Raw genomic sequence first — 13,177 nt, 5'->3', positions numbered from 1 at the left:
TGATTATAAAAATGTATTTATATATATAAGTATAAAAAATGAAAGCATATTTTTATAGGAATCAAAGCTATGTTTATAATGTTTGTAGCTTTCCTTTTTTCTATTTAAGGTTATATTTTTTACTAAAATTGGAGCAAATTCATAGCTGTTAGAACTGGTTGAAGAAGAAATATTAAAATAATCATCATTTAAAAAGTCATCAGATTTACAAGAAAAGTTCCTATATCTTTCAGCGTCATCTATATTTGGAGGTTCAGGCCATCTAAGTATTAAGCCTGAATTAACAACTTGATTTTTATATAGATTTTGCACTTTAACTGAATGAAGTTCTTTTTCTTCATCATCTAAAATAGTACTATGAATTAAAAACATAGATAGATATAATACTATTTCATCAGAAGAGAATTTATGCTCTTTGTCAGAGGAGTATTTTATGAAGACACCTAAGGTATCATCATAAAGATTTTCAAGTAAATTAAATATATCTATGCTAGCATCTTTAAATTTGGTTAAATTAGTATGTTTATAGAGAATAATATTATTTAAATAACAAAGGCAAGACATGCTTATATTATCTCTAATTATCGAAGCAGGCATATGTTTAATATTTTCTATCATTAATTCAGAGAAGTCTAAGAGTAAGTCCATTACCTCTTCAGATTTAGAACAATCATATAATATGTTAAATGCAAAACAGATTTTTACTAATTCATCATGAGAGGTATTATATATTTCATGCTTGTACTGTTTAAACATATTTAAAATCTCTAGTGCAAAATTTTTAAATTGTTCTGACTCATTATTAGCAAGGGTTGAGTACTTATAGTAACATGCCATTAATAATGCTTGAGTAGAAAATTTAAAATCTAAATCTTTGTCAGTAAGTACATATTCCTTTTGTAACGGATCAGAAGAATCATATTTATCTACGAATACTCCTTGTTGACTACGACAATATAAAGCGAAAAATTCCAATTGCTCTTTAGTTAAATCTACATAAGTTCGTCTAAGAGAATATTTAGCATCATCTATATCCAAAAATTTACTATAGTAATCTGAAAGATATAATAAGCATAAGTTCATATAGCCATTAGCGCATATGTTTATTTCTCTTTTAAATTTACGATGATTCCAAATAAATTTATCACCATCTTTTATTAATTTGCCATCAGCTTTTCTATACACACAAAGAAGTGGAGAAATAGAGCTATTTATGGTATCATCATTAGGTAATATTCTATTCTTAAGTTCAAGATTTTTCGAAACAATTCCACAGCTAGAGTGAAAAGTTATATGTCTTAAGGCTTCTTTAGATAGATGAAATAATTGACTTTGAATATTATCAATATTAAGTAAGTTAACTCTTAAGAATGGACCAATATATTTCAAAATAACACCACCACAATATTAATCATATTTAATAATATGATTGAACATATGAAAATGTGCTAAAAAAATAGTTTTTTTAATAGAAAGGAAAGATAGAATGAAAAAGTTAATAGTAGCTAGCAATAATAATCATAAAATTCAAGAGATAAAAGATATACTTAAGGAGTTCCCATTTGAAGTATTAGGCTTAAAGGAAAGTGGGATTAATATTGATGTAGAGGAAACAGGAAGTACTTTTTTAGAAAATGCAGAGATAAAAGCAAAAGCTATATTTGATATTTGTAAAGATGCTATGGTTTTAGCCGATGACTCAGGACTAGCAGTTGATATATTAAATGGGGAGCCTGGAATATTCTCAGCAAGATATAGTGGAGAACATGGTAATTCTATAGAAAATAATAAAAAGCTTATGAAAAAGTTAAGCGGAAAAAGTATAGACGAAAGAGGAGCAGAATTTATATGTGCTATGATTCTTATAAAAGATAAAAATACTATTATAAAAGTTGAAGAAGCAGTGAAGGGATTTATTACAGAAGAGTATGAAGTATGTGAGGGTTTTGGATATGATCCTATATTTTTTGTGCCAGAATTAAATGCTACTTTTGCTAAAATTCCATCAGAAATAAAGAATAGAGTAAGTCATAGAGCTAAGGCATTAGATAAAATAAAAGTGGAATTAAATAAAAATTTATAAAGTGTATAAATAATTATAAGTTTTATAGAAAATAGATTTGCAAGAGGATTATTTAAGAAAAACTTTTAGAATAAAGTGAGGTTTAAATAAAGAAATTAAGTAAATCTATTTTTTAGAGAATCTGTAAAGGTAAATTTATGATAATAGAATAATTTTACTTTAAAACAGAATTACAATTAAGAAGATGTCTTTATGTAAGTTTAATAGTGTTTAAGAAATATTGGAATTAGTTTTAATTAGTTAAAGTGTTGATATTATTGGAATTAAGAGAGTGGCAAAAAAATACATGGTAAATTACATGAGAAAAAACAAAAAAAGTGTTGACTATTTTAAGCTAATGCTGTAGAATAACTATTGTCGCTGAGGTTCACGAATTGAATGAGAACCTAGCAAAAAAGTAAAATATCGGGGTGTGGCGCAGATGGGAGCGCGCGTGGTTTGGGACCATGAGGTCGCAGGTTCAATCCCTGTCACCCCGACCATTAAAACTTGCGGGTGTAACTCAATGGTAGAGTGCTAGCCTTCCAAGCTAGTTACGAGGGTTCGATTCCCTTCACCCGCTCCAAAATATGCGTCTTTAGCTCAGCTGGATAGAGCAACGCCCTTCTAAGGCGTGGGCCAGGGGTTCGAATCCCTTAAGACGCACCATATGGTGAACGTAGTTCAGTTGGTAGAGCGCCAGATTGTGGTTCTGGTTGTCGTGGGTTCGAGTCCCATCGTTCACCCCATACATAATGGGATATCGCCAAGCGGTAAGGCACCAGACTTTGACTCTGGCATTCGTAGGTTCAAATCCTGCTATCCCAGCCAAAATGGTTCACTAGCTCAGTCGGTAGAGCACATGACTTTTAATCATGGCGTCCGGGGTTCGATTCCCCGGTGAGCCACCAAAAGATGCAGGTGTGGCGGAATTGGCAGACGCACTAGACTTAGGATCTAGCGCCTACGGCGTGGGGGTTCGACTCCCTTCACCTGCACCAATTTTAAAAAATCAGCGGGAGTGGCTCAGTGGTAGAGCGTCACCTTGCCAAGGTGAACGTCGCGAGTTCGAATCTCGTCTTCCGCTCCAATATGCGGGTGTAACTCAATGGTAGAGTGCTAGCCTTCCAAGCTAGTTACGAGGGTTCGATTCCCTTCACCCGCTCCAAATATGCGTCTTTAGCTCAGCTGGATAGAGCAACGCCCTTCTAAGGCGTGGGCCAGGGGTTCGAATCCCTTAAGACGCACCATACATCGGGGTGTGGCGCAGATGGGAGCGCGCGTGGTTTGGGACCATGAGGTCGCAGGTTCAATCCCTGTCACCCCGACCATTAAAACTTGCGGGTGTAACTCAATGGTAGAGTGCTAGCCTTCCAAGCTAGTTACGAGGGTTCGATTCCCTTCACCCGCTCCAAAATATGCGTCTTTAGCTCAGCTGGATAGAGCAACGCCCTTCTAAGGCGTGGGCCAGGGGTTCGAATCCCTTAAGACGCACCATATGGTGAACGTAGTTCAGTTGGTAGAGCGCCAGATTGTGGTTCTGGTTGTCGTGGGTTCGAGTCCCATCGTTCACCCCATACATAATGGGATATCGCCAAGCGGTAAGGCACCAGACTTTGACTCTGGCATTCGTAGGTTCAAATCCTGCTATCCCAGCCAAAATGGTTCACTAGCTCAGTCGGTAGAGCACATGACTTTTAATCATGGTGTCCGGGGTTCGATTCCCCGGTGAGCCACCAAAAGATGCAGGTGTGGCGGAATTGGCAGACGCACTAGACTTAGGATCTAGCGCCTACGGCGTGGGGGTTCGACTCCCTTCACCTGCACCAATTTTAAAAAATCAGCGGGAGTGGCTCAGTGGTAGAGCGTCACCTTGCCAAGGTGAACGTCGCGAGTTCGAATCTCGTCTTCCGCTCCAATACGCGGGTGTAACTCAATGGTAGAGTGCTAGCCTTCCAAGCTAGTTACGAGGGTTCGATTCCCTTCACCCGCTCCAAAGTTTTCTTGATTAAGATGCACCCATAGCTCATTTGGATAGAGCGGTGGACTTCGAATCCAAAGGTGGCAGGTTCAAATCCTGTTGGGTGCACCAAGATTTGTTAAGTTATTATAAAAAATATATTGTATATTAAGCGGGAGTGGCTCAGTGGTAGAGCGTCACCTTGCCAAGGTGAACGTCGCGAGTTCGAATCTCGTCTTCCGCTCCAAAATATGCGTCTTTAGCTCAGCTGGATAGAGCAACGCCCTTCTAAGGCGTGGGCCAGGGGTTCGAATCCCTTAAGACGCACCATATGGTGAACGTAGTTCAGTTGGTAGAGCGCCAGATTGTGGTTCTGGTTGTCGTGGGTTCGAGTCCCATCGTTCACCCCATACATAATGGGATATCGCCAAGCGGTAAGGCACCAGACTTTGACTCTGGCATTCGTAGGTTCAAATCCTGCTATCCCAGCCAAAATGGTTCACTAGCTCAGTCGGTAGAGCACATGACTTTTAATCATGGTGTCCGGGGTTCGATTCCCCGGTGAGCCACCAAAAGATGCAGGTGTGGCGGAATTGGCAGACGCACTAGACTTAGGATCTAGCGCCTATGGCGTGGGGGTTCGACTCCCTTCACCTGCACCAATTTTTGAAAATAGGTTCATAGAGTATATTAGAGTTATAGTATACTATTAATATGCGGGTGTAACTCAATGGTAGAGTGCTAGCCTTCCAAGCTAGTTACGAGGGTTCGATTCCCTTCACCCGCTCCAAACAAAAACAGCTAAGTGTTAACTTAGCTGTTTTTGTTTGGACAAGATATACATGTAATTTTAGCAATATTGATGTCTATACCATCATCTTCTATAACACTTTTATCAAGAGAATCTTTCACAACTTCATTCACAATATAACAATAGATCTTATCAATATCTCTATTTAACAAATTACAGTTAAGTTTTTCTGTTAGAAATTTCATACAGATTCCCCCTAGCTTAATATTTATAAATATATAATATAGTATTAATTACTATAAATATACTATTATTTCAGAAAATTTAAAGAAAATTAATAATTATTTGATTTTATATGGCACTAAATCTATCATTGATAATAAAAAGTAGGATATTAGAACAAATAAAAAAGAAGAAATATGGCATTTAATCTATTATATTGAAATTATATTTATCATTATAGTAATCATAAAAATTCTTTACTATGACTTTTAGAATATTATAAATTGGTACGGCAACAAAAGCTGCAAAAAAACCACCAAAATAAACACTCAAAGTAACAACTAGAATAGTTGTCAATGGATGCATATTTAACTGATTACCAGTAATGTTAGGAGTAATTATATTCCCTTCTAATTGTTGAACAATTATTGTTAATATTATTATTTTCAATACCATTTCGAATCCCATACTAAAGCTTATAAGAAGGGCAGGTAGTATACCGAGTATTACTCCAAGAAACGGTATAAAAGCTGTTATAAGAGAAAATAAAGATAATACTAATGAATTTGGCATTCCTATTATAGCATAGCCAATAAACATTAAGAGGCCTATGACGCAGGCAACTATAACTTGAGATGCAATATATTGTTTTAGTACATTATCTACACCATGAAGAATTTGAAGAGTTAGTGGTTTTGTTTTATTTGGTAGCATAGAAGAAAACAGATGATATATTTTTTTATCATCTTTAAGTATATAAAACATAATAATAGGTATTAAAATTGCTTGTGTGAAAAAGTTCCCTATGGAACTGGCAAAAATATAAATACTCTTACTAATTTCACTAAAGGAATTAGTTATATAATTTATACTTTGTTGAATGAGTTCTGTGAGGTCAAAAAATTCACTTATTTGAGGGAATAAATATCCATATTTATTACTTAAATTTTGTACAGAATTAATTAGAGAATTTATTAAGCTCTCTCCTTGAGTTCTTATTATAGAGGAGGAATAGATTATTACATAGGTAAGGATTACAATTATTAACAATATAGATATAGCGGTTGATAATCCTGATGATAGCCTTTGCTTTTCAAGAAATCTTTTAGTTGGTCTCACCACATAGTATAGAAATATGGCTAGCACCGATGGGATAAATATAGTATTCATTATTGTACTAAAAGGTTTAATTAAAAAATCTAATTTACTTATAAGAAAAAGGATAATTAAAACTAAGTTCAATATAACGAGCCTTTCGATGAGTTTATTATTTCTATTCATTTGTACCTCCTCTTATTCTAATAAATATTTAAATATAAAAATACTATATAAGAATTATAAAATAAAAATGAAATTAATTCTATATATTGTTAAAAAAAGAATTAATTTCAAAATATGAATAAATAAATAAAAAAAGCTAGTATAAAAATACTAGCTAGGCAATATTGTTATTTAAAGCAAGCAATAAGTTTTGGATATTCCTGTTCTACGGCTGTAAAAATAACAGTTAATGTTTGAAAAACTACATCAGGATCAAAGTTATCATTGAAGGGAATGCAACTTTTTACACTAACTACATTATTATCTTCAAAGAAAGATATGTATTTATAAGTAGAATTTAATTGGTTAAATAGGGCATATAGCTTAATTTTACTTATATCCTTAGGTACTGATGTAATATGGAAACAATATATATCTGCAAGACTATCATCATCAGTTAAAGATATAACTGCTCTTCTTTCTTGTCCGCCACCTAAAACAGGTCTTTCAACACCTTTTATAGTAATTTTCTCTGGAAATGAAAATATGGTAACATCATCTATATTTAAACCTTTATTCATTGGAATGGTATGTTCCTCTAAGTATTTTTCGAATATTAAAGCATTGTTTCTCATTTGATAATCCCCCTTAAAAAACCTTTAGATAGAAAATTCTATATTTTATTAGTGTTATAATTATCTCATATAATATTAATTAAGTAAATAAGTAATAAAAAAGAACATATTCTATATATATGTGCATATAATAAATAAGTTAGAATAAATTGTGGATAATTCTGGGGATAATGTGGAAAAAAATGGAAAGCAAAAATTTTATCCACAGATATTTAAAAATAAAAATAGAGCACTAAGAATTATAATGCTCTATTTATTTAAAATAAGAAGTGTTAAGAGATTCTTTCTTCAAGTTTTTTAGATACTGTTGAAATAAGATAGTCTTGTAGTTCAATACATTTATCCTTATTCATAGGTTCAACTCCATGTAATCTGTATTTAAGACCTAAATTTTCATATTTGTTTACCCCTAATACATGGTAAGGCAGCAGCTCAATCTTATCTACATTTGGAATTTCGTTACTTATAATATCTGCAATTTTATCCATATGCTCAAGAGAATCGGTATATCCAGGAACAACGACATGTCTTACCCAAACTCTTGATTTTGAATACCTTAATGCAGATAAAAAAACATTTACATCTTTAGTATCTCTACCAGTGAGAATTACATATCCATCACTGTCTATATGCTTTATATCTAGAAGTACTAGGTCTGTATATTTAAGAATTTCATCATAGTCACCATTACCATATCCAGCTGTATCTATGGCCGTATGAATTCCATTTTCCTTGCATTTTTTTAATAAATCTAATAAAAATTCTGGTTGCACTAGGGGATCTCCCCCAGAAAAAGTTACTCCACCACCTGAGCGTGAAAAATAAGGTTTGAACCTAAGAATTTTCTTCATAATTTCATCTGTTGAAATTTCTATATTATCATTTAAATTCCAAGTATCTGGATTATGGCAATAAGCACATCTTAATTTACAACCTTGAAAAAAAACCACAGTTCTGATTCCAGGTCCATCAACTAATCCCATACTTTCAATAGAATGAATTCTCCCTTTTATCATATAATATTCCTCCTTATAAATTGAAAGGTGCAAGTTAATTTTATACAAAAATAACACAAATATATTTCTCTATAAAATTAACTTAGTATTTTAACAGAAATACCTGAAAATACAGGTATTTCTGTTAAAATTAGTATTACATAGTTTCGTGAAAAGTTCTGTTAATTACTTCTAATTGTTGAGCTCTTGTTAATCTATTAAAGTTTACAGCATAACCAGATACTCTAATTGTTAAAGTAGGATATTTTTCTGGATGTTCTACAGCATCTAATAGTGTTTCTCTATTGAACACATTAACATTTAAATGGAAGGCACTTTGGCCAAAATATCCATCCATAATAGAAACTAAATTGTTTACTCTAGTTTCTTCATCTTTACCTAATGCATCAGGTACGATAGTAAATGTATTAGATACACCATCTTGGCAACATTCTTTATATGGTATTTTAGCAACAGAATTTAGTGAAGCTAATGCTCCATTTTCATCTCTTCCATGCATTGGATTAGCACCTGGAGCAAAAGGCTCTCCAGCACCTCTACCATCAGGAGTAGCACCTGTCTTTTTACCATAAACAACATTTGAAGTTATGGTTAATACTGATAATGAATGTTCAGCATTTCTGTATAATGGATGTTTCTTTAATTCATGAGAGAATTTTCTAACCACTTCTACTGCAATATCGTCTGCTCTATCATCGTCATTTCCGTATTTAGGGAAATCACCTTCGATTTTAAAATCTGTTGTTATTCCTTGTTCATTTCTTATAGGAGTAACTTTTGCATATTTAATAGCACTTAAAGAATCGGCAACTACAGACAATCCAGCAACTCCAAAAGCCATGAATCTTCTAACTTCAGTATCGTGAAGTGCCATTTGTCCAGCTTCATAAGCATATTTGTCATGCATATAGTGAATTGTATTCATTGTGTCTACATATACTCTTGCAACATACTCTAACACTTTAAAAAAGTTTTCTTTTACAGTTTTATAATCAAGAATTCCATCATTAATTGGGGCTACAACAGGACAGACCTTTTTAAATGATTTTTCATCAATACCACCGTTAATAGCATATAATAAAGATTTACCAAGGTTTGCTCTAGCTCCAAAGAATTGCATTCTTTTTCCTAATTCCATAGCTGAAACACAACAAGCTATACCATAGTCATCACCATATACTGGTCTCATTATGTCATCATTTTCATATTGAAGAGAGTCAGTCAAGATAGACATCTTTGCACAGTATTTTTTAAAGTTTTCAGGTAATTTTTCTGACCAAAGAACTGTCATGTTTGGCTCTGGTGCAGGTTCAAGATTTATTAGAGTGTGTAGGAATCTGAAAGAAGTTTTAGTAACAAGTGGCTTACCGTTTACTCCAACTCCACCTAAACATTCTGTTATCCAGTTTGGATCTCCAGCAAATAAGTCATTGTACTCTGGAGTTCTTAAATGTCTAGCAAGTCTTAGTTTAATTACAAATTGATCTATAACTTCTTGTGCTTCAATTTCAGTAATTGTACCCTTATCTAAATCTCTTTGGATATATATATCTAGGAAAGTTGTAACTCTACCTAATGACATTGCAGCACCATTGTTTTCTTTTATTGCTGCTAAATATCCAATGTATGTGAATTGAACAGCCTCTTGTGCAGTTTGTGCAGGTTCTGAAATATCAATTCCATAGGAAGTAGCCATAGCTTTAATGTCATTAAGAGCTCTTATTTGAGTTGAAACTTCTTCTCTTGCTCTGATCATATCTTCTGTAGTATGGCCTACTAAATTATTTAAGTCTTCTTTTTTCTTTGCTATTAAGAAATCTATACCATAAAGAGCTAGTCTTCTGTAATCACCTATAATTCTTCCTCTTCCATAGGCGTCAGGTAAGCCTGTTAATAGTCCAGCACTTCTAGCAGCTCTAATTTCTTGAGTGTAAGCATCAAATACACCATCATTATGAGTTTTTCTGTATTTAGGAAAATATTTTTCAATATCTGAGTTTAGTTTAAAACCATAAGCCTCTAAAGATTGTTCAACCATTCTAAATCCACCAAAAGGATTAACAATTCTTTTTAATGGGGCATCAGTTTGTAATCCGACAATAACTTCATTTTCTCTGTCTATATATCCAGGAGCGTAGTTATTAATTCCAGATACTTCATTAACTTCTACGTCAATAATTCCTTTTTTAATTTCTTCTAATATTAAAGCGTGAGCTTTCTCCCAAACCTTAGAAGTTTTTTCTGACTTTCCTACTAAGAAAGAATCGTCACCTTCATATAGTGAGTAGTTCTTTTGGATGAACTCTCTAACATCAATTTCTTCTTTCCATAATTCTCCTTTAAAGCCTTCCCATTGTTTAAACATAAGAAATCCTCCTTAATTTACTGCAATAATATTTTAGTGAAAATTATTGCATCATATTGATATTTTATTATAAATACATTTAATGAAAACTGTTATAATATATATTATAACAATTATAATAATAACTGTGAAAGTTAATTATAACAGTTATCCATCTGTTATAATTGTACAACTATAACAGATGAGTTACAAGAGATGTCAATAAAGTTTAAATATTCAGATAATTAAAGAAAGCTTAAAAGATTATATTTTCTGTAAATAATTATCTTAGTATATAAAGTTTAAAAATTGATTTATAAAAGTTTATATACTAAAATAAAGCCAAAAAGAAATTAATTTTAATTTTATGAAAGTTATTTATTAATTTAATAAAAAATATAATATATTAAAATTATTAATATTTAGGAAAGATTATAGATTTAAAATGTTATTTTTTAAGATTATGAGTTATAATATCTCTAGTATGATTTATTCTAAAAGGAGGGAGGAGTTACATAAAACAGTTCATAAGTTCTAAAAGAAATACAATGAAATGCTTAACAGTTTTATGTGACAATTGTTGCTGTGAGAAGAAAACCGAGTATGTTTAGTAAAAATTATCAAAGACAGTTAAAAAGAAGACGAAGAAGAAATATTATTATGAGTGTCTCTATTATACTAGCATTAGGCATAGGAATTTGGATAGTTGCGTTAAGAAACGAAGTGTTTTTTAGTAATAAATATCCTTCAGCTAACCAAAATGAAAAAGAAAAAGAAATTGAGAATGAAAATGGAGCTGAAGTTATACAAGAGCCAGAGAAATCACAAGATACAAAGATGGAATTTGAGAAAAATTTAGAATCAGGAAAAAATATCAAAGTCATATATGAAGAACAGAATGGAATTAAAAATATAAATGAAATTATATGCGATGAAAAAGTTAAATATAAGTTATCACCATCTAAAGAAAATATATTATTAGTAGATGAATCATCTAAAGATATATATTTAATGGATTTAAATAATAATTTAACTAAAATAACTAATCCTGCATATATAGCAACGGATAAGACTGCTTATAAAAAAGAAGATGTACTAAAAAGAAACAAAGAATACATTTGGATTGAAGAAGCAGCATTTATAGATGAAAGTCATATTGCATATTCCAGTGCTCTTCCATGGATTAATAATAGCGGAACAAAATATCTGTGGATATATGATAATAATACAGGAAATCATAAGGGGTATTATAAAATAAAAGGCGATGAGTTTAAATTTGAAGATATAACGTCAAAAGGGTTAGGAATATTGTTAGATGGAAAAAAAATATATATAGATAATTCTGGTAAAATCATATCATAAAATTTAAAATATGAAAAAAAGTTGTAAACACTATGTATATTATTGTATAATTTATAGGCAAGATTACTTTAATTGTGTTTAGTACTTTAAGATATTTGTTTTACAAATAAATTTATGCTATCTTAAATAAGGTAACTATATACTTTAACATTTTTATGTTATAATTTTAAAGAATATACAGTTAGTTTTTAGGAGGAAGAAAGAATGAACGTTAAAACGGAAAAATTAGAAAAGAACGTTGTAAAATTTGAAGTAACAGTAGAAGCAGAAAAATTTAATGAAGCACTTAAAAAATCTTATGCAAAGAATGCTAAGAAATTTAATATACCAGGATTTAGAAAAGGTAAAGCTCCAATGAATATGATTAAAAAGTATTATGGAGAAGGTGCTTTATATGAAGATGCAATAAACTACTTATATGAAACTACTTACCCACAAGTTTTAGCTGAGAATAACATAGATCCAGTAGATTATCCTTCAATAGATATAGTACAAATAGGTGAAGGTCAAGAGTTTATATATACTGCATTAGTTCCTGTTATGCCAGAAGTTAAATTAGGACAGTATAAAGAAGTAGAAGCAAAAAAAGAAAGTTATGAAGTTACAGAAGAAGATATAGAAAACAGATTAAAACAACTTCAAACTGAAAATACAAGAGTTGAAGTTAAAGAAGGTGAAATTGCTAAAGGGGATATAGCTGTTATTGACTTCAAAGGATATGTTGACGATGTTGCTTTTGAAGGTGGAGAAGGTAACGATTATGAGTTAGAGATAGGATCAGGAAGTTTTATTGATAACTTTGAAGATCAATTAGTAGGATTAAAAGCAGGAGATTCTAAGGATGTTAACGTAACGTTCCCAGAACAGTACGGAAAAGATGACCTTAATGGAAAGGCTGCAAAATTTGAAGTAACTGTAAAATCAGTTAAGAGAAAAGATTTGCCTGAAATTACAGATGAATTTGCAAGTGAAGTGTCTGAGTTTGAAACATTAGAAGAATTAAGAAAAGATATTAAAGAAAAAATAGAAAAATCTAACGAATCTAAATCAGAAACAGAGTTTGAAAGTGCTATTTTAGAAAAAATTGTTGCTGATGCAAATATAGATATTCCAGATGCAATGGTAAATAGAGAAATAGAAAATATGCTTCAAGACTTAGAAAATAGATTAAAATATCAAGGATTAGATCTTCAAACATATTTTAAATTCACTAATACAAATGAAGAAGGATTTAAAGAGCAAATGAAAGATGTTGCTTTAAAGAATGTTAAGACAGATTTAGTTATAAAAGAGATAGCTAAGGTTGAAGAGATAAAAGCTACTGAAGAAGAGATAAAAGAAAAAGCTAAAGAGATAGCTGCTTATTATGGTGCTCCAGAGAATGTAGAAGAAACTGTTGAGCGTTTAGTAAAAGTTCAAGGTGAATATTTATCTTCACAAATAGCAGCAGAAAAAGTAAGAAAATTAATAGTTGAAACTAGCAAAGCTATATAATATTGAATGCTTAAAATAATTGCCAGTATATACTGGCAATTATTTTAAATAAAAAAGGTTAAAACATGATA

9 protein-coding genes and 27 tRNA genes are annotated in these 13,177 nt (G+C 31.6%); 30 read left to right on the top strand and 6 right to left on the bottom strand.

What is annotated here, in order from left to right; translation table 11 throughout:
* Nucleotides 1-3: 3 nt before the first annotated feature.
* Entirely contained in the window at nucleotides 4-1,389 is a 1,386-nt protein-coding gene (locus ACI48Q_RS16685; protein WP_474920245.1) for a hypothetical protein, read from the bottom strand.
* A 97-nt stretch (nucleotides 1,390-1,486) separates the two neighbouring features.
* Here ACI48Q_RS16685 and rdgB point away from each other — a divergent pair, with 97 nt between their 5' ends.
* From rdgB to ACI48Q_RS16545, 28 genes are all read left to right on the top strand, one after another.
* Nucleotides 1,487-2,083 carry an RdgB/HAM1 family non-canonical purine NTP pyrophosphatase gene (gene rdgB / locus ACI48Q_RS16680; RefSeq protein ID WP_474920244.1) on the top strand — a complete coding sequence of 199 codons (597 nt, stop codon included), beginning with the start codon at nucleotides 1,487-1,489 and terminating at the stop codon, nucleotides 2,081-2,083.
* 406 nt (nucleotides 2,084-2,489) lie between these two features.
* A tRNA-Pro gene (locus ACI48Q_RS16675) sits at nucleotides 2,490-2,565 on the top strand.
* Nucleotides 2,566-2,574: 9 nt separating this feature from the next.
* Nucleotides 2,575-2,648, top strand: a tRNA-Gly gene (locus ACI48Q_RS16670).
* A gap of 6 nt (nucleotides 2,649-2,654) precedes the next feature.
* Nucleotides 2,655-2,731, top strand: a tRNA-Arg gene (locus tag ACI48Q_RS16665).
* 4 nt (nucleotides 2,732-2,735) lie between these two features.
* Nucleotides 2,736-2,811: transfer RNA gene (locus ACI48Q_RS16660), tRNA-His, on the top strand.
* A 7-nt stretch (nucleotides 2,812-2,818) separates the two neighbouring features.
* A tRNA-Gln gene (locus ACI48Q_RS16655) sits at nucleotides 2,819-2,893 on the top strand.
* 4 nt (nucleotides 2,894-2,897) lie between these two features.
* Nucleotides 2,898-2,973: transfer RNA gene (locus tag ACI48Q_RS16650), tRNA-Lys, on the top strand.
* 6 nt (nucleotides 2,974-2,979) lie between these two features.
* Nucleotides 2,980-3,063 (top strand) — tRNA-Leu (locus tag ACI48Q_RS16645).
* 14 nt (nucleotides 3,064-3,077) lie between these two features.
* Nucleotides 3,078-3,152 (top strand) — tRNA-Gly (locus ACI48Q_RS16640).
* Nucleotides 3,153-3,156: 4 nt separating this feature from the next.
* Nucleotides 3,157-3,230 (top strand) — tRNA-Gly (locus tag ACI48Q_RS16635).
* A gap of 5 nt (nucleotides 3,231-3,235) precedes the next feature.
* Nucleotides 3,236-3,312 (top strand) — tRNA-Arg (locus tag ACI48Q_RS16630).
* Between the two features lie 5 nt (nucleotides 3,313-3,317).
* Nucleotides 3,318-3,393: transfer RNA gene (locus tag ACI48Q_RS16625), tRNA-Pro, on the top strand.
* Nucleotides 3,394-3,402: 9 nt separating this feature from the next.
* Nucleotides 3,403-3,476 (top strand) — tRNA-Gly (locus ACI48Q_RS16620).
* A 6-nt stretch (nucleotides 3,477-3,482) separates the two neighbouring features.
* Nucleotides 3,483-3,559 (top strand) — tRNA-Arg (locus ACI48Q_RS16615).
* Nucleotides 3,560-3,563: 4 nt separating this feature from the next.
* A tRNA-His gene (locus ACI48Q_RS16610) sits at nucleotides 3,564-3,639 on the top strand.
* A 7-nt stretch (nucleotides 3,640-3,646) separates the two neighbouring features.
* Nucleotides 3,647-3,721, top strand: a tRNA-Gln gene (locus ACI48Q_RS16605).
* 4 nt (nucleotides 3,722-3,725) lie between these two features.
* A tRNA-Lys gene (locus tag ACI48Q_RS16600) sits at nucleotides 3,726-3,801 on the top strand.
* A gap of 6 nt (nucleotides 3,802-3,807) precedes the next feature.
* Nucleotides 3,808-3,891 (top strand) — tRNA-Leu (locus tag ACI48Q_RS16595).
* Nucleotides 3,892-3,905: 14 nt separating this feature from the next.
* Nucleotides 3,906-3,980, top strand: a tRNA-Gly gene (locus ACI48Q_RS16590).
* A 4-nt stretch (nucleotides 3,981-3,984) separates the two neighbouring features.
* Nucleotides 3,985-4,058 (top strand) — tRNA-Gly (locus tag ACI48Q_RS16585).
* Between the two features lie 19 nt (nucleotides 4,059-4,077).
* Nucleotides 4,078-4,154: transfer RNA gene (locus ACI48Q_RS16580), tRNA-Arg, on the top strand.
* 40 nt (nucleotides 4,155-4,194) lie between these two features.
* A tRNA-Gly gene (locus ACI48Q_RS16575) sits at nucleotides 4,195-4,269 on the top strand.
* Nucleotides 4,270-4,275: 6 nt separating this feature from the next.
* A tRNA-Arg gene (locus ACI48Q_RS16570) sits at nucleotides 4,276-4,352 on the top strand.
* Nucleotides 4,353-4,356: 4 nt separating this feature from the next.
* Nucleotides 4,357-4,432 (top strand) — tRNA-His (locus tag ACI48Q_RS16565).
* 7 nt (nucleotides 4,433-4,439) lie between these two features.
* Nucleotides 4,440-4,514: transfer RNA gene (locus tag ACI48Q_RS16560), tRNA-Gln, on the top strand.
* A gap of 4 nt (nucleotides 4,515-4,518) precedes the next feature.
* A tRNA-Lys gene (locus tag ACI48Q_RS16555) sits at nucleotides 4,519-4,594 on the top strand.
* A 6-nt stretch (nucleotides 4,595-4,600) separates the two neighbouring features.
* Nucleotides 4,601-4,684, top strand: a tRNA-Leu gene (locus ACI48Q_RS16550).
* A gap of 54 nt (nucleotides 4,685-4,738) precedes the next feature.
* Nucleotides 4,739-4,812 (top strand) — tRNA-Gly (locus ACI48Q_RS16545).
* Between the two features lie 23 nt (nucleotides 4,813-4,835).
* Here the strand turns inward: ACI48Q_RS16545 and ACI48Q_RS16540 are convergent.
* The 5 genes from ACI48Q_RS16540 to pflB all read right to left on the bottom strand — a co-directional run bounded on the left by ACI48Q_RS16540 (nucleotide 4,836) and on the right by pflB (nucleotide 10,271).
* Nucleotides 4,836-5,018 (bottom strand): hypothetical protein, encoded by a 183-nt coding sequence (locus tag ACI48Q_RS16540; protein WP_474920243.1) that lies wholly within the window; start codon nucleotides 5,016-5,018, stop codon nucleotides 4,836-4,838.
* 181 nt (nucleotides 5,019-5,199) lie between these two features.
* Nucleotides 5,200-6,276, bottom strand: a complete 1,077-nt coding sequence (locus ACI48Q_RS16535) for an AI-2E family transporter (protein WP_474920242.1) — start codon at nucleotides 6,274-6,276, stop codon at nucleotides 5,200-5,202.
* A 167-nt stretch (nucleotides 6,277-6,443) separates the two neighbouring features.
* Entirely contained in the window at nucleotides 6,444-6,890 is a 447-nt protein-coding gene (locus ACI48Q_RS16530) for a hypothetical protein (protein WP_474920241.1), read from the bottom strand.
* A 272-nt stretch (nucleotides 6,891-7,162) separates the two neighbouring features.
* On the bottom strand, nucleotides 7,163-7,906 hold the full coding sequence (pflA, locus tag ACI48Q_RS16525; protein ID WP_474920240.1) for a pyruvate formate-lyase-activating protein: 744 nt from the start codon (nucleotides 7,904-7,906) through the stop codon (nucleotides 7,163-7,165).
* Between the two features lie 136 nt (nucleotides 7,907-8,042).
* Nucleotides 8,043-10,271 carry a formate C-acetyltransferase gene (gene pflB, locus ACI48Q_RS16520; RefSeq protein ID WP_474920239.1) on the bottom strand — a complete coding sequence of 743 codons (2,229 nt, stop codon included), beginning with the start codon at nucleotides 10,269-10,271 and terminating at the stop codon, nucleotides 8,043-8,045.
* A 582-nt stretch (nucleotides 10,272-10,853) separates the two neighbouring features.
* Here pflB and ACI48Q_RS16515 point away from each other — a divergent pair.
* Nucleotides 10,854-11,612, top strand: a complete 759-nt coding sequence (locus ACI48Q_RS16515) for a hypothetical protein (protein WP_474920238.1) — start codon at nucleotides 10,854-10,856, stop codon at nucleotides 11,610-11,612.
* Between the two features lie 204 nt (nucleotides 11,613-11,816).
* On the top strand, nucleotides 11,817-13,106 hold the full coding sequence (gene tig, locus ACI48Q_RS16510) for a trigger factor (RefSeq protein ID WP_474920237.1): 1,290 nt from the start codon (nucleotides 11,817-11,819) through the stop codon (nucleotides 13,104-13,106).
* Nucleotides 13,107-13,177: the final 71 nt, after the last annotated feature.

The organism is Clostridium sp. LXY-7, assembly GCF_056172015.1.
The sequence above is the reverse complement of the archived record's forward strand: the minus strand, read 5'-3'. Positions and strand labels throughout refer to the sequence as shown.